Below are 22717 nucleotides of genomic sequence, written 5' to 3' on the forward strand. Positions count from 1 at the left end.
ATTGTCGAATTCTTACGAGGACCTCTGCCTCTATGGCTGCTGTTGATATCGCTCAGAAAGATGCTTCTTCGATAGCCTTGCCCGGGCTGGGAAGGGCCTTGATTTCTGCAGGCAAGCTGACCCAAAAAACGGCTGAAGATATTGTGCGAAAAGCACAAGCTTCGCGTAACAGCTTTATCGCGGAAGTCACAGGCGCAGGAATCGTTTCGGCAAGCGACCTAGCACACACGGTGTCGTCTATTTTTGGCGCCCCCCTCCTGGATCTCAACGCCATTGATCCGTTGCGCCTGCCCCGCGACTTGCTCGATGCCAAGATATGTCAAGCGTATCGGGTGCTGGTGCTGAGCAAGCGCAGCAATCGCTTGATTGTTGCCACCGCAGACCCCACTGATCAGGAAGCGGCAGAGAAGATCAAATTCACCACCCAGATGGGGGTGGACTGGGTCATTGCAGAATACGACAAACTTGTTCGCCTGATTGATGCCAATACCAAAACGGCCAGTGAGGCAATCGATGCTTACGCAGGTGCGGGCGAATTCGAATTTGAAGAGGCCTCATCGGAAACTGAAGCCGATCCGGGCGATGCAGCGAACGACGTCGAGGATGCGCCCATTGTCAAATTTCTGCACAAAATGCTGCTTGACGCGTTCAATATGCGCGCCTCAGATTTGCACTTTGAGCCCTATGAGCACCATTACCGGGTGCGTTTTCGGGTAGATGGGGAACTGAGGGAAATTGCCTCCCCCCCAATTGCCATCAAGGAGAAACTTGCATCGCGCATTAAAGTCATTTCACGGCTCGATATTTCGGAGAAGCGCGTACCGCAAGACGGGCGCATGAAACTCAAGGTTGGCCCGGATCGCGTTATCGATTTTCGCGTAAGCACGCTGCCAACACTGTTTGGGGAAAAGATCGTTATCCGTATTTTGGACCCGAGCAGCGCCAAAATGGGAATTGAAGCCTTGGGTTATGAACCGGAGGAAAAAGAGCGTCTTCTCAAGGCCATTGAGCGGCCTTACGGGATGATTCTCGTCACCGGCCCAACAGGTTCCGGAAAAACGGTGTCGCTCTACACCTGCTTGAACCTCCTGAACAAGCCTGGTGTGAATATTGCAACAGCTGAAGATCCATCTGAAATTAATTTGCCGGGAGTGAACCAGGTCAACGTTAACGAAAGGGCTGGATTAACGTTTGCTGTTGCACTCAAGGCTTTCCTCCGTCAGGATCCAGACATTATTATGGTCGGTGAAATTCGCGATCTGGAGACTGCGGATATTTCGATCAAGGCCGCCCAAACCGGTCACTTGGTGCTTTCGACCCTGCACACCAACGATGCGCCGACGACACTGACACGCATGCGCAACATGGGTATCGCGCCGTTCAATATTGCGTCTAGCGTGATTCTCATCACGGCGCAACGTTTAGCAAGACGGCTTTGCCCACTGTGCAAAGAGCCGGCAGATATCCCGCACGAGGCGTTGATTGATGCGGGCTATGCCGAGGAGACTATTGATGGCTCCTGGGTCCCTTATAAACCTGTTGGGTGCTCGGCCTGTAACAACGGCTACAAGGGTCGGGTTGGTATTTACCAAGTCATGCCCGTGTCCGAAGAGATTCAGCGCATTATTCTGCGGGATGGCAGCGCATTGGAAATTGCCGCACAAGCCAAAGCTGAAGGTGTGCGCTCCCTACGCGAATCCGGGCTCCACAAAGCCAAGTTGGGCCTGACTTCCCTCGAAGAAGTGCTGGCAGTCACCAACCTCTAATACCACGCAAACACTAGGGACCGCAATGGCGACTGCAGCATCTGCCCAAGGGGCCAAGGACTACGTCTACGAATGGGAAGGCAAGGATCGCAACGGCAAAATCGTCCGTGGCGAGATTCGAGCCTTGGGCGAAAACCAGGTTCAGGCGACCTTGCGACGTCAAGGCGTTCTCCCCGTCAAAATCAAGAAGCGCAAGATGCGCTCGGGGAAAAAGATCAAGCCCAAAGATATTGCGTTGTTCACTCGCCAAATGGCGACGATGATGAAGGCTGGCGTCCCTCTGCTGCAAGCCTTTGACATTGTGGGCCGTGGCAACGCCAATGTCAGCGTGGGAAAATTGCTCAACGATATTCGCAGCGATGTAGAAACCGGGACCTCGCTCAATGGTGCATTTCGCAAATACCCGATGTATTTTGATAGCCTCTACTGCAACTTGGTGGAGGCTGGCGAGGCCGCAGGTATTCTCGAAGCACTGCTCGATCGCCTTGCCATGTATATGGAAAAAACCGAGGCCATCAAATCGAAAATCCGATCGGCCTTGATGTACCCTATTTCTGTGGTGATCGTCGCTTTCGTGGTGGTGACGGTGATCATGATTTTTGTAATCCCGTCTTTCAAACAGGTTTTCACATCCTTTGGTGCAGATTTACCCGCCCCAACTTTGTTTGTAATGGGAATTAGTGAGATTTTTGTAAAATGGTGGTGGCTGATCTTTGGCGTACTGGGAGGCGGTTTTTATTTTTTCATGCAGGCTTGGCGGCGCAGTGAAAAGATGCAGATCTTCATGGATCGCGCCCTGCTGAAGATCCCGATCTTTGGTGTTCTGATTGACAAATCTGCGGTAGCACGCTGGACACGCACGCTCTCGACCATGTTTGCTGCAGGCGTTCCTCTGGTGGAAGCCTTGGACTCCGTCGGAGGCGCTGCGGGGAATGCGGTGTATGCGTTGGCAACCAACAAAATCCAGCAGGAGGTCTCCACCGGCACCAGCCTGACCGCTGCCATGACGAACGCCAATGTTTTTCCCTCCATGGTGCTGCAGATGTGTGCCATTGGTGAGGAATCGGGTTCCATCGACCACATGCTTGGCAAGGCGGCCGACTTCTATGAGGCAGAGGTCGACGACATGGTGGCCGGCCTCTCCAGCCTGATGGAGCCCATCATCATCGTGGTGCTGGGTTCCCTCATCGGTGGCATCGTGGTGTCGATGTACCTGCCCATCTTCAAACTGGGCCAGGTCATTTGATGCCGCCTGAGGTCTGGTGGGGCGCCAGCATTGCAGGCGTTCTGGGCTTGTTGATTGGCAGCTTTCTCAATGTGGTGATCTACCGATTGCCCCGCATGCTGGAGCGCCAATGGGAGCAGGAGGTGGCCGAATATGCCACCCGCGCCGTGCCGGAGGGAGCCGCTGCACAGGCGCCGTCTGAGCCCTTCAATCTGATGCTGCCACGCTCGCACTGCCAAGCGTGCTCCCACCAGTTGCGTTGGTACGAGAACATTCCGGTGCTCAGCTATGTGGCACTGCGCGGAAAGTGCTCGTCGTGCGGCGCCTCCATCAGCATGCGCTACCCTTTGGTGGAGTTGCTGGTTGGGAGCTTATTTTTCTATTGCGGGGAGCGCTTTGGCCTCAGCGCCAGCGGTATGGCATGGGCGTTTTTCTGCGCCATGTTGGTGACCATGGCGTTTATTGACTGGGACACTACCTTGCTTCCCGACGCCCTGACACTGCCGCTTCTGTGGGCGGGGCTGCTCGCATCGGCAGCTGGCTGGATTGAGGTTTCACTGCAGCATTCCGTGGTGGGCGCCGCCGCCGGTTATCTCTCGCTGTGGCTGGTCTACTGGGCCTTCAAGCTGGCAACGGGCAAGGAAGGGATGGGCTATGGGGACTTCAAGCTCTTTGCCGCTCTGGGCGCCTGGTTTGGCTGGCCGGCGCTAGTGCCCTTGATCTTGATGGCCTCGGTGGTGGGTGCCTGCGTGGGTATCGCCATGAAGTTTGCCAGCCGTCTGCGCGCGGGCGGCTACGTGCCGTTCGGGCCATTCCTGGTAGGCGCAGGACTTGCTGCCTTGTTCTTAGGCCCAGACACCGTGCAACGGGCGATTTTGGGCGCCTTGAGCCCGTGAATCAGCGCCGGGCATCTGCACCGCGCATTGGTCTGACAGGGGGCATTGGCAGCGGTAAAAGTACGGTGGCGGCATTGCTCGCCAGCGCTGGTGCAGCAATTCTGGACGCCGATGCCCTTTCCCGCGAAAGCACTGCCAGCGGCGGCGCAGCGATTCCCCTCATTGCCGAAGCTTTCGGCCCAGAATTTCTGGATGGCGATGGCGCCTTAGACCGCGCCCGCATGCGCAGCCTGGTGTTTGCCGACCCATCGGCGCGCGCGCGCCTGGAGGCCATCGTGCATCCCCTCGTGCTGCGCGGCATTGCCGAGCGTACCGACACCGCGCTGCAGGCGGGTGCTCGACTATTGGTACTTGACATTCCCTTGCTGGTCGAATCAGGGCACTGGGCCCCGGCACTGGACGCGGTACTGGTGGTGGACTGCCGTACCGAGACCCAGATAGAGCGCGTCATGCGGCGCAGTGGCATGCCGCGCGCGCAAGTGCAAAGTATTTTGGACACGCAAGCCAGCCGCGCCCAGAGGCGCGCCGTGGCCGATGCAGTGCTTTTCAACGATTGCATCTCCTTGGCAGCGCTTGACGACGCGGTCCGCACGTTCGCACGGGGGTTCGGGCTATGATTCCCAATGCGTTCTCCCTCCAACGCAACCTTTAGAAAACCGGCCGCGTGATCCTGTACGAATACCCCTTTAACGAGCGCATCCGCACGTATCTGCGGCTTGAGCATCTGTTTCGCCGCCTGGGCGTACTGATTGCCCGCGAGCATCCGCTGGACCACCATTTCGCCCTGACGACGATCTTCGAAGTCATGGATGTCGCGGCCCGGGCCGACTTGAAGTCCGACGTCATGAAGGACCTTGAAAAGCAAAAGCACCAGCTCGACGGCTACCGGGGCAACCCTTCCATCTCTCTGGATGCACTCGACAGCGTGGTGCGCCAGCTCGACGGCTGCTTTTCCGCGCTCAATGCGCAATCCGGCAAGGCGGGCCAGTCGCTCACCGAAAACGAGTGGCTCATGGCCATCCGAAGCCGCGTCGGCATTCCCGGCGGCACCTGCGGTTTTGACCTGCCCGCGTACGCCGCCTGGCAGCACCGCCCTGCCGCAGAGCGCCAGCAGGCGCTGGCCGAGTGGGCGCACACGCTGGCCCCGCTGGCCGAGGCGGTGTTTTTGCTGCTCAAGCTGCTGCGCGACTCCGGCGTGCCGCAAAAGATGGTCGCCGAACGCGGGCAGTTGCAGCAAACGCTGCCGCAAGGGCGCACTTTTCAGCTCCTGCGGCTGCGCATTGACCCAGCGCTGGAAGTGGTGCCCGAAATCAGCGGCAATCGGCTGATGGTGTCGGTGCGTTTGATGCACGAACAACCCGGCGAGCACGCCACGGCCAGTACACAGGACGTCAGCTTTGAGCTGACACTGTGCGCCTGAGCACCGGAAAGACGCAGCATGGCGCAGCCTCCTGACCTTAAAGCCCGCCAGGTCGTCTGCCCGGCCTGCGGCGGCCCAAGCCTCTACAGCAGCGCCAACCCTTGGCGGCCGTTCTGCTGTGAGCGCTGCAAGCAGCAGGATCTGGGGGCTTGGGCGAACGAGGAATTTCGCATGCCGACGGAGGCGCCACCCGACGATGCGCCGTACGGCGATCCCCGCACAAAAAATGAATGAAATAGGGCTCTAGCGCAATACCATCAAGCGCTGACAGCTATTTATTTCGTAGTATTTCGGGGTCAAACGCCAAGCCGCGCTCCTGCGCCAGCCATTCAAGCACCGGCAAGGCGCCCGGCAGCACGGGCCGCACCGTGACAGGCCAGTGCTGCCAGCACATCTGCTGGGCCTCGCGCATCTCGAACGCGCCGCTCCACTCGGTCACCCGGCACCAATGCAGGCGCACCAAGGCGTGCGGGTAATCGTGCTCCGTCACCTTCCAGACCTGTGCCGGGCCAATGGTGATGCCGATTTCTTCCTGCAGCTCGCGCCGCAGCGCCTGCTCCACGCTCTCGCCCGCTTCGAGCTTGCCGCCAGGAAACTCCCAATAGCCGGCGTAGACCTTGCCCTCCGGGCGGCTGGTGAGCAGCAGCGCACCGTCGCCCCGGATCAAAATGCCAACGGCAACCTCCGTGTACGGACGCATCTCAGGTGGCTGCGGCCGCTGTTCACGCATGGCGCACCTGCTTCGCTCGCAACTGGCGCGGCCCCGCCAGTGGACGCCGCGCAAGGGCCGCCCCGCTGCGCTGGCGTCGTCTCCCCTCCCGCAGGAGAGGGGGGAAGGCGCGAAGCGCCTCAGGGGGGCGTTGCATGCTTTCCTGCATAGTCACGGGCAAATTGATACGCCACACGCCCGCTGCGCGAGCCGCGCTCCAGCGCCCAGACCAGTGCCTCGGGCCGAGCCGCTTCAATCGCCGTGGTCGCTACACCGAACGAGGCCAGCCACTGCGCGGCAATTGCCAGGTACTCGTCCTGGCTGAACGGGTAAAAGCTGACCCACAAGCCAAAGCGCTCGGAGAGCGAAATTTTCTCTTCCACGCCTTCACCCGGATGCACTTCGCCGTCGTCGGTGTGCGTGTAGGTGAGGTTCTCGCGCATGTACTCGGGCAACAGGTGGCGGCGGTTGCTGGTGGCGTAAATCAGCACATTGGGCGTGGCAGCGGCCACCGAGCCGTCGAGGATGGATTTGAGCGCCTTGTAGCCCGGCTCACCGTCCTCGAAGCTCAGGTCGTCGCAGAAGACGATGAACTTCTCGGGCCGATCCGCGACCACTTCGATGATGTCCGGCAGATCGGTCAGATCGGCCTTGTCCACCTCGATCAGGCGCAGGCCGGCGCTGGCATAGGTGTTCAGGCAAGCCTTGATGAGCGAGCTCTTGCCGGTTCCACGCGCGCCCGTGAGCAGCACATTGTTGGCCGGCTGGCCATGGACGAACTGCTCGGTGTTGCGCCGGATCTTTTCCTTCTGGCCATCAATTTCCTTGAGGTGGCCGAGTTCCATGGCAGCCACGTGGCGCACCGGTTCCAGCCGGCCATGGCCGCCGGCGCGCCTGCGGTAGCGCCAGGCGACGGCCTGCGACCAATCGGGCGCGGACAAAGCTTGCGGCAGGGCCAACTCGATGCGCGCCATGAGTTGTTCTGCGCGGGCAATCAACTGGTCAAAATTATGGGTCATTTTGGCCTCTAGCGCTTATGGGTAAAGCGCTTACAGCTATTGAATCAAGAGCGATAGTCGGCGTTGATGCTGACGTAGTCGTGGCTCAAATCGCAGGTCCAAACCTGGTCCTGCGCGTCGCCTCTGCCGAGCAGCACGCGCACCGTGATTTCGGCCTGCTGCATGACGCGCTGGCCGTCTTCCTCGCGGTAGTCGGGGTTGCGCCCCCCTTGGCGCGCAACCAACACATCGTCGAGGTACAGGTCGATGCGCGTCTGGTCGAGGTCTTCAATGCCCGCGTAGCCGACGGCCGCCAGAATGCGCCCCAGGTTCGGGTCGCTGGCGAAAAAGGCCGTCTTCACCAACGGTGAATGGGCGATGGCATACGCCACCTTGCGGCACTCTTCTGTGCTGGCACCGCCTTCGACGCGCACGGTGATGAACTTGGTCGCCCCTTCGCCGTCGCGCACGATAGCCTGCGCCAAAAGCCGCGCCACATCGCCCAGCGCAGCGGCCAGTGCCCGGCCTTCGGCGCTGTCAAGCGAGGTGATTTCAGCGTTCCCGGCGCGCTGCGTGGCGATCAGCGTGAACGAGTCGTTGGTGGAGGTGTCGCCATCAATGGTGATGCGGTTGAAGGATTGCTCGGCCAACTGGCGCACCAGCCGCGGCAGCAGCGCCGGCGCCACGCAGGCATCGGTGGCCAGAAAGCCCAGCATGGTCGCCATGTTGGGGCGAATCATGCCGGCGCCCTTGGAGATACCGGTGACGGACACCGTGGCGCCGCCAATCTGCACCTGGGCGCTGAAGGCCTTGGGCACGGTATCGGTCGTCATGATGGCCTGCGCCGCCGTGCCCCAGTGGTCGGCAGCGGCGTTGGCAATGGCATTGGGCAGGCCCGCCACGATACGCTCGACGGGCAGCGGCTCCATGATCACGCCGGTGGAATACGGCAGCACCTGCTGCGCGGCGATGCCCAGCGCCTGCGCCGCAGCCGTGCAGGTGCGGCGGGCACGCGCCAGGCCATCGGCGCCGGTGCCCGCGTTGGCGTTGCCGGTGTTGATCACCAGCGCGCGGATGGCGCTGCCGCTCGCCAGATGCTCGCGCGCCACCTGCACGGGAGCCGCGCAGAAGCGGTTCTGCGTGAACACGCTGGCCACGGCGGCACCTTCATCAAGCAGAAAGACGGTGACGTCTTTGCGCCCCGGTTTTTTGATACCCGCTTCAGCGGTGCCGATACGAATCCCTGCAATGGGGCGAAGGTCAGATGCAAGGGGAGCAGAGAGATTCACAGGCATGGTTGTCCTTAAAAACCTTAAAAAATGCACTTGAAAATGCAAACTTAGGCCAAGTGGTCAATGAGACGGCCCACCCCCGTACCCGTGGACACCGCGCAAGGGCCGCCCCAGAGCGTCGGTGCCGTCCCCCTTGCGCAGCGCAGCTGCAAGAGAAGGGGGAAGCCGCGCAAGCGGCTCAGGGGGTTGTCACGCCAGCTTCCCGTGGCACTGCTTGTATTTCTTGCCACTGCCACAGGGGCAGGGGTCGTTGCGGCCGATGCGCCCGCCAGCAGCGACCTTCTCCTGGACGCGCAGCGTGCGCTCGTCGACGACGGTTTCGGCATCGCCGCTCTCGTTGGGAGCGCTGTAGGTGACGTTGGCGATGCTCTCGGCGCGCTGCTCCATGTCTTCGGCGGCCTGGTCGAGCTGCGTCGGCGACTGGATCTGCACCGTCATCAGCACCTTGGTGACCTCGTTCTTCACCATGTCGATGAGCTGGCGGAACAACTCGAAAGCTTCGCGCTTGTATTCCTGCTTGGGCTGCTTCTGCGCATAGCCGCGCAAATGGATACCCTGGCGCAAATAATCGAGCGCACTCAAATGGTCGCGCCAGTTGGTATCGAAGGTTTGCAGCAGCACGACGCGTTCGAACTGGGTGAAGTTTGCTTCGCCCACCAGGGCCACCTTGGCGTCAAAGGCGTCGCGCGCGGCCTGGAGCACGCGCTCGAGCACGTCTTCGTCGGTGATCGAGTGGGAACTTTCGACTTCCTTTTGCAGTTCCAGGGGCAGTTGCCAATCATCAGCCAGCACCTTTTCCAGCGCCGGCAGGTTCCATTGCTCCTCCACCGATTCCGCTGGCACATAGAAACGCACCAGGTCAGACAGGCAGTCGTCGCGCATGGCGCCAATGACATCGGCAAGCTCGGAGGCATCGAGAATTTCGTTGCGCTGCTGGTAAATGACCTTGCGCTGGTCGTTGGCGACGTCGTCGTATTCAAGCAGTTGCTTGCGCACGTCGAAGTTGCGCGCTTCCACCTTGCGCTGAGCCGATTCGATGCTGCGTGTGACGATCCCCGCTTCAATCGCCTCGCCGTCAGGCATCTTGAGACGGTCCATGATGGCCTTGACCCGGTCACCGGCAAAAATGCGCATCAGCGAATCGTCCAGGCTCAGGTAGAAGCGCGAAGAACCGGGGTCGCCCTGGCGGCCCGAGCGACCGCGCAACTGGTTGTCGATGCGGCGCGACTCGTGGCGCTCGGTGGCGATGATGCGCAGGCCGCCAAGTTCCTTGACCTGCTCATGGTCGCGCTGCCAGTCGCTGCGCAATTGGGCAATGCGGGCCTGCTTGGCAGCCTCGTCCAGCGACTCGTCGGCCTCGACGGTGGCGATGTCTTTCTCGACGTTGCCACCGAGCACGATGTCGGTGCCGCGGCCCGCCATGTTGGTGGCGATGGTGATCACCCCCAGCCGCCCCGCCTGGGCCACGATATCGGCCTCGCGTGCGTGCTGCTTGGCGTTGAGCACCTGGTGCGGCAGGCCCACCTTGGTGAGCATCTCGTCGATGATTTCGGAGTTTTCGATCGACGTCGTCCCCACCAGCACAGGCTGGCCACGCTCGTGGCATTCGCGGATGTCGGCAATGGCGGCCTCGTACTTCTCGCGCGTGGTCTTGTAAACGCGGTCGAGCTGGTCTTCACGGCGGCTCGGGCGGTTGGGCGGGACGACCATGGTTTCCAGGCCATAGATCTCCTGGAACTCGTAGGCCTCGGTATCGGCGGTTCCGGTCATACCGCCCAGATTGCTGTAGAGGCGGAAGTAGTTCTGGAACGTGATGGACGCGAGCGTCTGGTTTTCGGCTTGAATTTCCACGCCTTCCTTGGCCTCCACGGCTTGGTGCAGGCCGTCGCTCCAACGGCGCCCGGCCATCAGCCGGCCGGTGAATTCATCGACGATGACCACCTCGCCGCCCTGCACCACATAGTGCTGGTCGCGGTTGTACAGGTGGTTGGCGCGCAGCGCCGCGTACAAATGGTGCATCAGGCTGATGTTGGCAGGGTCGTACAGCGACGCACCCTCGGGGATCAGCCCCTGATGCGCCAGCACGCGCTCGGCCGTTTCGTGGCCTTGCTCGGTCAGGAACACCTGGTGGGTTTTCTCATCCACCGTGAAGTCGCCCGGCTTGATGACGCCCTCGCCAGTGCGCGGGTCCTCTTCGCCCTCCTGGCGCACCAGCAGCGGCACCACTTTGTTCATCGCCACATACATCGCGGTGTGGTCTTCGGCCTGGCCGCTGATGATCAGCGGCGTGCGCGCCTCGTCGATCAGGATGGAATCGACCTCGTCGATGAGGGCGTAGTTGAGCCCGCGCTGCACGCGGTCACCCGCCTCGTACACCATGTTGTCGCGCAGGTAGTCGAAGCCGTACTCGTTGTTCGTGCCGTAGGTAATGTCCGAACCGTAGGCCGCCTGCTTTTCCTCGCGCGGCATGTTGGGCAGGTTGATACCCACACTCAGGCCCAGGAAGTTGTACAGCCGCCCCATCCACTGCGCGTCGCGGCTGGCCAGGTAGTCGTTCACCGTGACCACGTGCACCCCCTTGCCCGATAAGGCATTGAGGTACACCGGGAGCGTAGCGGTCAGCGTCTTGCCCTCGCCAGTGCGCATTTCGGCAATCTTGCCAAAGTGCAATGCCATGCCGCCGATCAGCTGCACGTCGAAATGGCGCATTTTCATCACCCGCTTGGAGCCCTCGCGCACCACGGCGAAGGCTTCCGGCAAAAGTGCGTCCAGATGCTCGCCGCCTGCCACGCGCTGCTTGAATTCCTCTGTCTTGGCACGCAAAGCCTCGTCGCTCAGCGCCTCGTAGGCGGGCTCCAGTTCGTTGATGCGCGCAACCGTCTTGCGGTACTGCTTGAGCAGGCGATCGTTGCGGCTGCCGAAAATTTTGGTGAGAAAGTTGGTGGCCATTCAGACATGGACCTCTCGCGACGGGTGAGCGCGCGAAAAATCCGCAATCCCTGTGAAGAAGTGGGTCAAATGAGGCCGAAAGCGGGAACTGCAAGCAAACCTTGCGCCCCAGGCACTCGGACCCGAAAGGAGGGGATTTTACCTGCGCGCCACCGGGGTGGCAGCGCCTGCGATTGGCGCAACACTGGCAGTCACCGACTGGGCGCGCGTAGCGGCGTCGCCTGCAGCGAGGAATTTCTTCGGATCCTGCAATACACCCTGCACCCAGACTTCGAAATGCAGGTGGGGCCCGGTGGAACGGCCGGTGGTGCCTACCAGTGCGATTTTCTGCCCGCGCCGCACCAAGTCGCCGCGGCGAACAAACACCCGGGACGCATGCGCATAGCGTGTGATCACCTGATTCCCGTGGTCAATCTCGACCATATTGCCGTACTCTGGGTGAAACTCCTGGGTCACGACCACGCCGCCGGCCGCCGCCAGGATAGCGGACCCTGTCGCAGCAGGGAAATCCAGGCCGGTGTGCAGCGCCGATCGACCTGTGATCGGATCGATGCGCCAACCAAATCCCGAGCCCACCATATGGCCAGGAACCGGTTCTTGGGTAGGAATCATGTGCTTGCTCAGGAGTTGGTCGAGCAAGCGCGATTCGAGCACCGTCATCAAGTCTGCCCGTTGGCCGCTGATCGCGTCCAGCTCATCCAACGTGCGCTGCAACTCGTCCATGCTGAGCGGACGGCTCGCCACCAGCACGCCGCCCTGCCCCGGCGCCTTGCCGGGTTTGTCACCCGTGCTCGCTGGCAAAGGGATTCCGGCCAGACCGGAGACCCGGTCGCTGAGCGACTCCAGTTGCACCATGCGTGCCTGCATTTCTCCGACCTTGCGCGCCATGGCGTCCAGGTTCTGGCGCACGAAGCGGTTGCGCTGATCGGTATCGTCCTTGACGACCAGGCGAACCAAATCGCCAATGACGGGCCAGCCTTCGCGTGCACCCTTCAAAAATACCAGGTGGTAGAGGCCTGCGGCCACGCACATCAACACCAGCGAAAACACCAAACCCGCTAGAACCAGGCGCGTACCGGAAAGTGTCAGCGTCCGGCTGCGCGCAAGACGCGCGTCCATGATAATTACCTGCATTTGCCGCCTTTAACTGCGTGGCTTCTGCCTTTGTTTATGCACCGCCGCCACCATGCCGTGACTTTTCAGCAGGCCGCCGAGGAGGCGCCTGTCTTGGCCCAACTCACGAGCCTTGCGCGCGATTCAAGCGCACGCCTGAATGCCATCGAACCGCTGGTTCCCCCGGCGCTCCGGGCGTCTTTGCGCGCCGGACCCATTGACGGTACGACCTGGTGCCTGCTTGTCCAGGGCAACGCTGCCGCTGCCAAACTGCGCCAGTTGCTGCCCGCCCTGGAAGCCCATTTGCGCAGCAAGGGGTGGGAGGTTAGCGCGATTCGCCTGAAAGTTCAAACTTAGGGCGCCTGCAGATGCTCTGGTCAAGGGCGGAAAATGCTTCGGACACCTTCGCGCCTGCTAGCGACTGCGCAGGGCACGGCTCAGCAGCAGCACCGGCACCAGCCCGACCAGCACCAGCGCGAGTGAAGGCAGTGCTGCTTCGCCCAGGCGCTCGTCGCGCGCCAGCTGGTAGGCCACCACCGCCAGCGTATCGCTGTTGAACGGCCGCAGCACCATGGTGGCGGGCAGCTCTTTCATCACGTCGACAAATACCAGCAGCGCGCCCGCTGCCGCAGCGCGCTTGAGCAAGGGCCAATGCACCTCGCGGGCCAGGCGGATACTGCCGGCCCCCAGCAACCGGGCGCTTTCGTCCAGGCTAGTGGGCAGGCGGGCATAGCCGCTTTCCACGCTTTGCAGTGCCACGGCGCAAAAACGCACCAGGTAGGCCCAGACGATGCCCACCGCTGTCGTGGTAACGACTGCCGCAAGCCCCAGGTGCGGAAATTGCTGCTGAATCCAGGCGACAGGCAGCAATACGCCAACGACAATGACGGCGCCCGGCACTGCGTAGCCCACGCCCACCAGGCGCGCCACGAAACGACCCGGCCCTTGCGGCGTACGGCGCCCGGCAAACCCGAGCGCCAGCGCGAGACCCAACGCCAGCGCAGCGGTGATGCCGCCGAGCCGCACACTGTTCCCTGCCCATTCCAGAAAACGCTCCCAGGGCAGTACCGACCAATCGGCCGCCAGGGGCCGCAGCATGAAGCCCACCGGCGCGGCAAACCCCAGCACAACAGGCAGGCCGCACACCAACCACGCAAGCACGGTGCCCCAGCCGGACAATGCTGTCGGCACAGCAGCTGCCCCACCCGCCCCGCGGATGCTGAAACGCAAACGCCGTTGCGCGCGGCGCTCCAGCCACAACAGCACCAGCACGAATGCCAGCAGCATGGTCGAGAGCTGCGCCGCGACACGCGGGTCGTCCATTGCCAGCCAGGCCTTGATGATGGCGGTGCTGAACGTCTGGATGCCAAAGTAGCTGGTGACGCCAAAGTCCGCCAGCGTCTCCATCAAGGCAAGTGCCACGCCAGCCGCCACCGCCGGGCGGGCCAGTGGCAATGCCACTTCGGCAATGCGGCGCGAGAGTGGTGCGCCGAGCATGCGCGCGGCCTCCATCAATTGGGGAACGCGCTCGGCCAACGCCGTGCGCGCCAGCAAGTACACATAAGGATAGAGAGACACCACGAAGACCAGTACGGCGCCGCCCAGGCTGCGTACTTCCGGCAGCAAACGCCCTTCCAGCCCAAAGGCCGTCCGAGCCCATGTCTGCAAAGGCCCACTGAATTGAAGGAAATCGGTGTATGCGTAGGCCGTGACATAGGCGGGCATCGCCAGCGGCAGGAGGAGCAGCCATTCGAAACTGCGCCGGCCTGGAAAATCAAACAAGGTGACAGCGACGGCTGCGCCGGTTCCCACGACCGCAGTCCCAACGCCGACGCCTAGCGCCAGCCAGAGCGTCGTCCACAGGTACCCCGGCAGCACCGTCTCGGCCATGGCCCTGAGCACAGGCAATGGCGCCGTAGACGCTGTGCCCGGCAACCACGCGCCCAGCAAGGCGAGGACAGGCAAACCAAGCACGCCGGCAATCAGCAACAAGGGAAGGTGACGCAATACCGCGCGGAAGGTAAGCAAGATAGGAAGTCGGAAGGTGCGCGGCAACGCCAGTTCAATGCAAATGAGAATTTTACGCATTTACAAACATAAAATGGATGAATGTTCCTGCAGCTATCAAATCTGGGTGTGCGCTACCCGGATCAAAACACCCCGGCAGTCGATGGCGTCAGCCTGGGCCTGCCCGCTGGCAGCATTGGCGTTCTGATCGGGCCCTCTGGCTGCGGCAAGACCACGCTCTTGCGCGCGGTGGCCGGGCTGGCGCCCGTTGAACACGGTGAAGTGCGGCTGGCTGGCGAATGTGTGAGTTGCCCGGGCCACGGTGTGCCTCCCGAGGCAAGGCACATCGGCATGGTGTTTCAGGACTACGCGCTGTTCCCTCACCTGGACGTGGGCCGCAATATTGCGTTTGGCTTGCACGGCATGGAGCGCCACGCACAAACCCACCGCATTGGCGAGGTCCTGGATTTGGTGGGTCTTCCGGGCCGCCAGGGAAGCTACCCCCACGAACTCTCAGGCGGACAGCAGCAGCGTGTGGCGCTGGCGCGCGCTTTGGCACCCCAACCCAAACTGATGCTGCTGGATGAGCCCTTTTCCAATCTTGATGTGGGCTTGCGCGAGCGTCTGGCGCACGAAATGCGTGACATTCTCAAGGCAGCAGACGCCACAGCGTTGTTTGTCACGCACGATCAACTGGAAGCTTTTGCCATTGGCGACCTGATTGGCGTCATGCAGGCCGGCAAGCTGGAGCAATGGGACGATGCCTACAGCCTCTACCACCGCCCCGCCACCCGGTTTGTCGCCAACTTCATCGGGCACGGCGTCTTCGTGCCGGCCTCGCTTGAGCAAAGGCAGACGGGTGTTGCCGTGCATACCGCCCTGGGCAGCTTGCAGAACCTGACCGATTGCCCCCTGCCTTCGCACTATGCAGATGGCAAGTGTGACGTGCTGCTGCGCGCCGACGATATCGTGCACGACGATGCATCGCCCGTGAAAGCCCGCGTGCTGCGCAAGGCGTTTCGAGGCGCCGAGTTTCTCTACACCTTGCAGATGCAGGGCGGCTTGCAGCTACAGGCCCATGTGCCCAGCCACCACGACCATGCCATTGGCGAATGGATTGGCGTGCGCGTGCAAGCCGACCATGTCGTCACATTCGCCCGTGAGGCAGTGAACGCCTGAGACCGCTGCGGCCTCCAGCCACGCACCAAGCCTGCTCAGACGAGCAACCTGCGGCCCGTGATCCGCTCGTGTTCCGCCGCGGCAAAGCGGTCCGTCATACCGGCGATGAAATCCGCCACCACCCGTTCACATTGCCCTGGCGCTGCGGCAGCGCGGGCGAGGTAACCAGGCTTCATCGCCTTCGGGTCGGAAAGATAGGCCTGGAACAACTCACGCACCACGACTTGGGCATTGTCCGTGGTCGCCACAACCTGCGGATGCCGGTACAGGTTGTCGAAGAGAAAGCGCTTGAGCGCCTGCGACTCGCTGCGCATCTCCGGGCTGAAGCAAATCAAGGGCTCGGCATGGCGGGCGCCGTCCACATCGGCCGGCGTGGCGCGCGCCAGTGCCGCCTGGGTCGCCGCAATGACGTCGTAGACCTGCGCGCTGAGCATGCGGCGAATGGTTTCGTAGAGCAGGCGGCGCTGGTGATCGGGCATATCGAGCGAAGGGTACTCACTCAGCGCCTGCGCCCGGTAGCGCGCAAAGAGCGGCACCTGCTGCAGTTGTTCTTGCGTGATGAGCCCCGAACGCACGCCATCGTCGATGTCGTGGGCGTTGTAGGCGATCTCGTCGGCCAGATTGGCCAACTGGGCCTCCAAGCTGGGTTGGCGATGTTCCAGGAACCGGGCGCCGACACCGCCAGGCTCTTCGGCCTCCAGGGCCTGGGCATTCGTGCGCGAGCAATGTTTCAAAATGCCTTCGCGCGTCTCGAATGTGAGGTTGAGGCCAGCAAACTGCGGGTAGCGCAGCTCCAGCTTGTCCACCACACGCAGGCTTTGCAGGTTGTGCTCAAAACCGCCATGCGAGCGCATGCAATGGTTCAAGGCATCCTGCCCAGCGTGGCCAAAAGGCGTGTGGCCCAGGTCATGCGCCAGGGCGATGGCCTCCACCAGGTCTTCGTTCAGGCGCAGCGAGCGCGCCACCGAGCGGGCCAGTTGCGCCACTTCGAGCGAGTGCGTCAGCCGGGTGCGAAACAGGTCTCCCTCATGGTTGAGGAACACCTGCGTCTTGTAGACCAGGCGCCGAAAGGCCGAGGAATGCACGATGCGGTCGCGGTCGCGCTGGTAGTCGCTGCGCGTGGGCGCGGGCGCTTCGGGATGCCTGCGTCCGCGGGTGCCCGCCGCATGGCAGGCATAGGCGGCCAAACCAAAAATATCAGTCAAATCTGCCTCTAGCGCTTATTCCATATGCGCATACAGCTATGTATTCAATAGCATTCAAGGGCTTTGCCAAGCTTGTGCCTCAGTCGGTGGCGCAGCACAGGTCGATCACCTCACGCACCAAGGCATCGGGTGCCCCGCGCACCACGGCCTTGCCTGGGCCGTCGATCAGCACAAAGCGGATGTCACCTGCCTGCGCCTTCTTGTCCACCCGCATCAATTCGAGATAGCGCCCGGCGTTGTCCTGCGCATCCAGCACCGGTGCCCGCACCGGGAGGCCGGCCCGCTCGACCAAGGCGCGCAGGCGCGCGCAGAACGCCGCATCCAGCAAATTCAGGCGACGAGAGAGCTCGGCGGCCATCAGCATGCCAACGCCAACGCCCTCGCCGTGCAACCACACGCCGTAGCCCATGCCAGACTCAATGGCATGCCCAAAGGTGTGGCCAAAGTTGAGAATGGCGCGCAGGCCCGATTCGCGCTCGTCCTGGGCCACCACCTCGGCTTTGATCTCGCAACTGCGCCGCACCGCATGGGCAAGCGCCGCCTGATCGCGTGCGCGCAGCGCATCCATGTGGGCCTCAAGCCACCCCATGAATGCCATATCGTAGATAGGCCCGTACTTGATCACCTCGGCCAGACCTGCACTCAGCTCGCGCGCCGGCAGGGTAGCGAGGGTGGCCAGATCACAGACCACCAGCAGCGGCTGGTGGAACGCACCCAGCATGTTCTTGCCCAGCGGGTGGTTGATACCCGTCTTGCCGCCCACGGAAGAATCCACTTGCGCGAGCAAGGTGGTGGGCACTTGCACAAATGGCACGCCGCGCATGTAGCACGCGGCAGCGAAGCCCGTCATATCGCCGACCACACCGCCGCCCAAGGCGAACAGGATGGTTGTGCGGTCGCAGCCCTGGGACAGCAAGGCATCAAAAATCAGGTTCAGCGTGGTCCATGATTTGTGCTCTTCGCCATCCGGCAAGACTACCCCATGCACTTTCGCGTACTTCGCCTCCAGGCTGGTGCGCAAGGCTTGGGCGTACAGGGGCTCCACCGTTGTGTTGGTGACAATGAGCGCGGACGTTGCCGGCGGCAGTGTGGCAAAGCTGCTTGCCATGCCCAAAAGGCCTGGGCCGATAACGATAGGGTAGCTGCGGTCGCCCAGCTCAATAAAGACAGTTTGCATGTTCGTGGATACGGGCTAGCCAACAGAAGGTGCAGCGCCTGCGCGATCGCGGGACAGCGTGGCGTCGTGGATGTGAATCGAAGAGGACATGGCACGCAAAGTGTAGGACATGAATGTCGTGGGGGGCGGCTTATCCAGGCTGGTGTGTGGGGGCGCCCCGCTCCAGAGGGCACAGGCGACACAGTCGCTGGCCCTTCCAAGGAATCGGCCACGGCGAGGCGAAGCGGGCAGTGGGATAGCGTCTTGGTTATGGGTGCGCCTTATCACCAGGCGGCACAACGCTGCCCAGTTCCAGTTGCATCACGACCATGTTCACCAAGGTCGCGACCGACGGGCGGCCGGTTTCAATCACGAAATGCGCTGTTTCGCGGTACAGCGGGTCACGCTCGGCATACAGGCTGCGCAGCCGCTCCAGGGGATTGGCGGTTTGCAGCAAGGGCCGCGTGGTGTCGTGGCGCAGGCGTCGGTAAATATCCTCGGGCAAGGCATGCAGGTAAATTACCCGAGTACGCTCATGCAGATGATGGCGGTTCACAGGGCGAAGCACGGCACCACCTCCAGTCGATATCACTGCAAAACGATTGGCGGCCGTTAGCTCATCGATAACGGTTTCTTCCAAAGCACGAAATTGCTGCTCCCCCTCGCGCTCGAAGTAGTCACGAATGGAACACCCCAGACGCCGCTCAATTTCTTGATCAGTATCGAAAAAAGTGAAGCCGAGCCTACGGGCTAAATAGCGTCCAACCGTGGATTTTCCACTGCCAGGCATGCCGATAAGAGCAATCATATGAACATGCGACACGGACTATCCTGCTTGCAGGCTCGCCTCAAATAAGGTTTCATGTCTGCCACAATAAAATCTCAACAATTTTCTGTCCAGTATCTTCGATACATTCGCGATTAAAACGAAAATCTCCAATTTAGCAGGTAAAACAAAGCCAATTCCACTCAAATTTCTATTGCTACGAATCTAGCCCGTGATCGGGTGCTGAGGAGAAAGAGGAAATTCATAAAAAATGGGGCTTACGCCCCATATGGTCTGTCGCCACTGAAGCTGCTCCAATCCATAGCTCCAGCGGCAAACTCAATTGATCAAGGGCAACCACCGCTACCGCTAGCCAACTTAACCAGTATCTGACGACTCACTGATAAGGTATCGCGTGTGGCAGTTGCCAGAAAACTTACACTGCATTGAGCTGCTGGAACGGGGCTGACAGGCGTTCCACTGATTACGCCATTGTTTCCTACCTGGGTAGCTGTCAGCCATGCAGGTGTTGCGGGAGTGAAATTCCACGTCACAGGCTTGGTTTCATCCCCCCCTGTAGCAGAAAACGCGTACAAATAAAGCATGTCTGCAGTTGCGTTAGGCAGTTGGCATACGGTTGTGGCACTACCCGTGCAACCAGTGATCGTCAGAGGCGCCTGAGCCGGCGCAGTGGGGGTGGGCGGCGTTACCACAGCCGCTGCGGCGACTGTGATCGCCATATTTTGCGTTGTTGTCGCACCCAAGCTATCAGTAACAGTGACAACGATGTTGTAGGAGCCCTCTACTGAAGGAGTGCCTTGAAGCACCCCAGAACTGCCAAGTGTCAAGCCACTTGGTAGACCTGCAGTAGCAACCCAACTATACGGTGGCGTGCCCCCACTTGCCTGCAACACATATGCGAAGGGTACACCCACTTGAGCTCCAGGCAACGTAGTTGCAGCAATAGACAGTGGAGTCGCAGAAATAGCGTCGTAGACACCCACAGCCAGAAGAGAAGTTACCGGGTCTTGAATGCCATTACTCACATCATTATCGAAGCGATCAGTCGTAAATTCAAGTAAAATTACGCCAGAATTGGGGCCACTAGATAGTGAAATCAAGCCAGTACCGCCAATAGTGCGCACTTGGAGAACGCTGCCTGATTGAGAACCCGACAAAAGACGCGCACCAGCTGAAGCGTCACTAGCCGAGGCGAAGGGGCGAATGCTGATTTGAACATTGGCCGCGCTTGGGTTTGGAATCGGCTGATTGGCATCATCCATGATAAATGCCTGAATACCAACGTTATTTCTAATTAAGCTTACATTTCCTTGAGATCCGAGATATTTCGGTTCCTGCGCCGAGGCAATCACGCTCGCCGGTTTGCCCGTCGCAGCACCGACAACAATATCGACGCTTGCGCTGGAGACCTGATTGTCCGCAGGATTAGTAACCGAACAGGTCACCCGCGCCGTGCCTGACTTAGTGCCGGCATGAAAGTGAAAGGAGTTTCCACCAGAGTTCGCCCCTAGCGTGATGGATCGGTAAGCCAGCGGATTTCCATTATCGTCCTCATGGGACTTATCACCGTCAAGATAATACAAAACCCCAGAATCCAGTCCCTGGGAAATATTACAGGCAAAAATATCTTTCCCGCCTTGAATTGGGGCTCCGCCTTCAAAGGCATTCACATACAACGTTGTGGTATAAGTTGCATAGGCTCCAATACTTGCAGCTTGACTGGAAATATTGATAGGTAATTGAGTTTTGTCCGCCGTCAGCGTGATGGTGTAGGGTAGTTTGGTGTCCCCTGGGCTCCCTCCACCTCCACCGCAGGCAGTCAACACCGAAGAGATTACCAGGGCAGCAACGCCAAATAACTTTCTCATTTTTCTCACCTCAGTTTAAATCTTGATTTATCGCACGGGACCACGATCCGAAATCACCTTGGGCGTGATGAAGACGAGCATCTCACGCTTCGTGGATTCCTTGGTCCTGCTCTTGAAGAGATTCCCCATCACCGGAACGTCTCCAAGGAATGGAATCTTATTTTCCTGATTGGTCTCCTCCATCTCGAAGATGCCGCCAATCACAACCGTGCCACCATTTTCCACAAGAATCTGGGTGACGATATGCTTGGTATCGATGGCGACGCCCTGCGTCGTGGTTTCGCCCCGGCTGTCCTTGTTGATATCAAGGTCGAGAATAATATCGCCTTCTGGCGTGATCTGGGGAGTAACTTCCAGTTTCAACACTGCTTTCTTGAAAGCAATTGTGGTAGCACCGTTTGGCGCTGTGACAGAGTAAGGGTATTCCGTCCCTTGCTCAATCAGCGCCTTGGTCTGATCGGCCGTGATGATGCGCGGGCTGGATACGATTTTGCCTTTTCCATCCGCTTCAAGAGCCGATAACTCCAGCGTCAGAAAACGGTTTGCCGCCGCATTAAAGATGGACAAAGCGAAGCTTCCCACGGCATCGCCACCCGAGAGGGATGCCGGCAAGTTAACGAAATTACCGGTGGCGTCCGTAGTACCCCCGGCGCCACTGCTGGCAACGGCGTTGCTATAACTGGTCCCGAATGCCACGCGGTTGTTATTGCCCAGGGCGTAACCGCCCGTTCCGCCATTATTGGCGCGAAGATCTGTCCCGCCCAGGCGAACACCGAGGGAACGACCGAAGGTATCGCGGGCTTCGACAATTCGCGCTTCGATCAGCACTTGCCGTACGGCGACGTCCAGTGACAGCAGAAGCTTGCGCACCTCCTCGATCTTGGCGGCGGTATCGGTGACGAAGAGCTGGTTCGTGCGCGGCTCCGCGATGGCACTGCCGCGCTCGGAAAGGAAGCGCACTGTGTTGCCCCCGCTTGATCCACTGCCAGTGGACGTGAGCTGATCAACCATCGCTGTCGCTTTTGCGTAGTTGAGCTGAAATGCCTGCGTGCGCAATGGTTCCAGCTTTTGAATTTCCAGCGCTGCCTCAAAATCCTTCTTGGTGCGCGCGTCGATCTCGTCCTTGGGCGCTATCCACAGCACCGTACCCGTCTTGCGCATCCCCAGGCCCTTGGCGTCCATGATGATCTGCAATGCTTGGTCCCAAGGCACATCCTTGAGCCGCAGCGTGAGCGCGCCCGTCACAGTGTCGGATGTCACGATGTTGAAGTTGGTGAAATCCGCAATCACCTGCAGCAGGGAGCGCACTTCAATGTTCTGGAAATTCAGCGAAAGCTTTTCTCCGCTGTAGCCAGGGCCTTGCGTCAACTTGCTCAGGTCCACCTTTTTCTGCCGAACTTCAACGACAAACTGGTTGTCGCTTTGGTAGGCGCTGTGCTCCCACTCGCCGATCGGCTCAATCACCATGTGGACGCGGTCTCCGTCCTCTGTCGTGGTAATGCGCTGCACCGGCGTACCAAAGTCGGTGACATCCAACTTTCTCCGCAATCCCTCAGCCAGTGAAGAGCGAAGAAAATCGACAGTCAATGTTCTGGCCTGCTGCCGCAAATCAACGCCCACCTGATTGTTTGCCAAGGCCACTACAATTCTGCCGGAACCATCAGGGCCACGTCGAAAATCGATATCCTTGATGGGCAACACATCGCTATTACCGGACTCCGAAAATACCGTCGTCTGCGCAGAGGCGCTGCCGGTAGATGCCACAGGCTCCAGGACAACCAACAATGCATCCCCCTGAAGCTCTGTCCGGTATGCCGTTGGCTGCTTCAAGTTGAGCACCACACGTGAACGGCCTTGGGCTTGGACGACATTGACAGTTTTGAGGTTACCTTGGTTGATATCCACGACAGGCTTGTCCAATGCGCTGGTTGCGCCAGGAAAATCAAGTGCAATGCGTGCAGGTGACTGAGTGGCAAACCCAGTGGGGAGCGCTGCCAGTGGCTGCGTGAAATCAATACGCAGTACTTCTGAGCCACCTTGCAGCGATCCTGTCACAGATTTGATGGCGCCCTGTGCAAAAGCGAGAGAAGAGACAAGAGTAGCAGCGGTCGCGAAAGCCACGCTGCGAGCAAAGTTCATCATATTGA

19 protein-coding genes are annotated in these 22717 nt (G+C 60.4%); 8 read left to right on the plus strand and 11 right to left on the minus strand.

Translation table 11 applies throughout. From position 1 onward, the window contains the following. Positions 1–32: 32 nt before the first annotated feature. Genes pilB through D3F03_RS09510 form a run of 6 tightly spaced genes read left to right on the plus strand, consistent with a single transcriptional unit; the run spans position 33 to position 5541 of the window. Positions 33–1766 carry a type IV-A pilus assembly ATPase PilB gene (gene pilB / locus D3F03_RS09485; RefSeq protein ID WP_119109118.1) on the plus strand — a complete coding sequence of 578 codons (1734 nt, stop codon included), beginning with the start codon at positions 33–35 and terminating at the stop codon, positions 1764–1766. Between the two features lie 25 nt (positions 1767–1791). Further along, positions 1792–3012: a type II secretion system F family protein gene (locus D3F03_RS09490; protein WP_119109119.1), complete on the plus strand. Its 1221-nt coding sequence runs from the start codon at positions 1792–1794 to the stop codon at positions 3010–3012. Further along, positions 3012–3887: a prepilin peptidase gene (locus tag D3F03_RS09495; RefSeq protein WP_119109120.1), complete on the plus strand. Its 876-nt coding sequence runs from the start codon at positions 3012–3014 to the stop codon at positions 3885–3887. Before D3F03_RS09490 ends, D3F03_RS09495 begins: the two co-directional genes overlap by 1 nt. Continuing rightward, positions 3884–4504, plus strand: a complete 621-nt coding sequence (gene coaE / locus D3F03_RS09500; RefSeq protein ID WP_119109121.1) for a dephospho-CoA kinase — start codon at positions 3884–3886, stop codon at positions 4502–4504. The genes D3F03_RS09495 and coaE overlap by 4 nt, the downstream gene beginning before the upstream one ends. Positions 4505–4551: 47 nt before the next feature. Further along, positions 4552–5307 (plus strand): cell division protein ZapD, encoded by a 756-nt coding sequence (zapD, locus tag D3F03_RS09505; RefSeq protein ID WP_119109122.1) that lies wholly within the window; start codon positions 4552–4554, stop codon positions 5305–5307. 18 nt (positions 5308–5325) lie between these two features. Next, a complete protein-coding gene (locus D3F03_RS09510) occupies positions 5326–5541 on the plus strand; it encodes a DNA gyrase inhibitor YacG (RefSeq protein WP_119109123.1) in 216 nt (71 codons plus the stop codon). A 37-nt stretch (positions 5542–5578) separates the two neighbouring features. Here the strand turns inward: D3F03_RS09510 and D3F03_RS09515 are convergent, their stop codons facing one another. The 5 genes from D3F03_RS09515 to D3F03_RS09535 form a co-directional block, all read right to left on the minus strand. Then, entirely contained in the window at positions 5579–6007 is a 429-nt protein-coding gene (locus tag D3F03_RS09515; protein WP_119109124.1) for an NUDIX domain-containing protein, read from the minus strand. A gap of 149 nt (positions 6008–6156) precedes the next feature. Then, positions 6157–7035: an ATP-binding protein gene (locus D3F03_RS09520; protein ID WP_119109125.1), complete on the minus strand. Its 879-nt coding sequence runs from the start codon at positions 7033–7035 to the stop codon at positions 6157–6159. A 44-nt stretch (positions 7036–7079) separates the two neighbouring features. After that, on the minus strand, positions 7080–8309 hold the full coding sequence (argJ, locus tag D3F03_RS09525) for a bifunctional glutamate N-acetyltransferase/amino-acid acetyltransferase ArgJ (protein WP_119109126.1): 1230 nt from the start codon (positions 8307–8309) through the stop codon (positions 7080–7082). Between the two features lie 186 nt (positions 8310–8495). After that, on the minus strand, positions 8496–11255 hold the full coding sequence (secA, locus tag D3F03_RS09530; RefSeq protein WP_119109127.1) for a preprotein translocase subunit SecA: 2760 nt from the start codon (positions 11253–11255) through the stop codon (positions 8496–8498). Positions 11256–11393: 138 nt separating this feature from the next. Then, the gene (locus D3F03_RS09535; RefSeq protein ID WP_119109128.1) at positions 11394–12389 is read right to left on the minus strand and encodes a M23 family metallopeptidase; all 996 of its coding nucleotides are present in this window, start codon (positions 12387–12389) and stop codon (positions 11394–11396) included. Positions 12390–12425: 36 nt separating this feature from the next. Between D3F03_RS09535 and D3F03_RS09540 the strand changes: the two genes are divergently transcribed. Further along, positions 12426–12725 carry a DciA family protein gene (locus D3F03_RS09540; protein WP_119109129.1) on the plus strand — a complete coding sequence of 100 codons (300 nt, stop codon included), beginning with the start codon at positions 12426–12428 and terminating at the stop codon, positions 12723–12725. A gap of 57 nt (positions 12726–12782) precedes the next feature. Here D3F03_RS09540 and D3F03_RS09545 read toward each other — a convergent pair whose 3' ends face one another. After that, complete coding sequence (locus D3F03_RS09545) at positions 12783–14456, minus strand: ABC transporter permease (protein WP_119109130.1); 1674 nt, start codon at positions 14454–14456, stop codon at positions 12783–12785. Between the two features lie 21 nt (positions 14457–14477). Here D3F03_RS09545 and D3F03_RS09550 point away from each other — a divergent pair, with 21 nt between their 5' ends. Beyond that, a complete protein-coding gene (locus D3F03_RS09550) occupies positions 14478–15554 on the plus strand; it encodes an ABC transporter ATP-binding protein (protein ID WP_119109131.1) in 1077 nt (358 codons plus the stop codon). A 35-nt stretch (positions 15555–15589) separates the two neighbouring features. On the opposite strand, the gene D3F03_RS09555 is transcribed toward D3F03_RS09550, so the two are convergent. The 5 genes from D3F03_RS09555 to D3F03_RS09575 all read right to left on the minus strand — a co-directional run bounded on the left by D3F03_RS09555 (position 15590) and on the right by D3F03_RS09575 (position 22712). Continuing rightward, the gene (locus D3F03_RS09555; RefSeq protein WP_245960562.1) at positions 15590–16759 is read right to left on the minus strand and encodes a deoxyguanosinetriphosphate triphosphohydrolase; all 1170 of its coding nucleotides are present in this window, start codon (positions 16757–16759) and stop codon (positions 15590–15592) included. A gap of 79 nt (positions 16760–16838) precedes the next feature. Continuing rightward, positions 16839–17936, minus strand: coding sequence for a 3-dehydroquinate synthase (gene aroB, locus D3F03_RS09560; protein ID WP_119109133.1), 1098 nt, complete (start codon positions 17934–17936; stop codon positions 16839–16841). A 247-nt stretch (positions 17937–18183) separates the two neighbouring features. Beyond that, entirely contained in the window at positions 18184–18723 is a 540-nt protein-coding gene (locus tag D3F03_RS09565) for a shikimate kinase (protein ID WP_119109134.1), read from the minus strand. Between the two features lie 305 nt (positions 18724–19028). Next, a complete protein-coding gene (locus D3F03_RS09570; protein ID WP_119109135.1) occupies positions 19029–20570 on the minus strand; it encodes an Ig domain-containing protein in 1542 nt (513 codons plus the stop codon). Positions 20571–20597: 27 nt separating this feature from the next. Then, the gene (locus D3F03_RS09575) at positions 20598–22712 is read right to left on the minus strand and encodes a type IV pilus secretin PilQ (RefSeq protein ID WP_425453117.1); all 2115 of its coding nucleotides are present in this window, start codon (positions 22710–22712) and stop codon (positions 20598–20600) included. Between the last annotated feature and the right edge of the window lie 5 nt (positions 22713–22717).

It is taken from the genome of Simplicispira hankyongi, from assembly GCF_003570885.1.
Taxonomy (GTDB): Bacteria; Pseudomonadota; Gammaproteobacteria; order Burkholderiales; family Burkholderiaceae_C; genus Simplicispira; species Simplicispira hankyongi.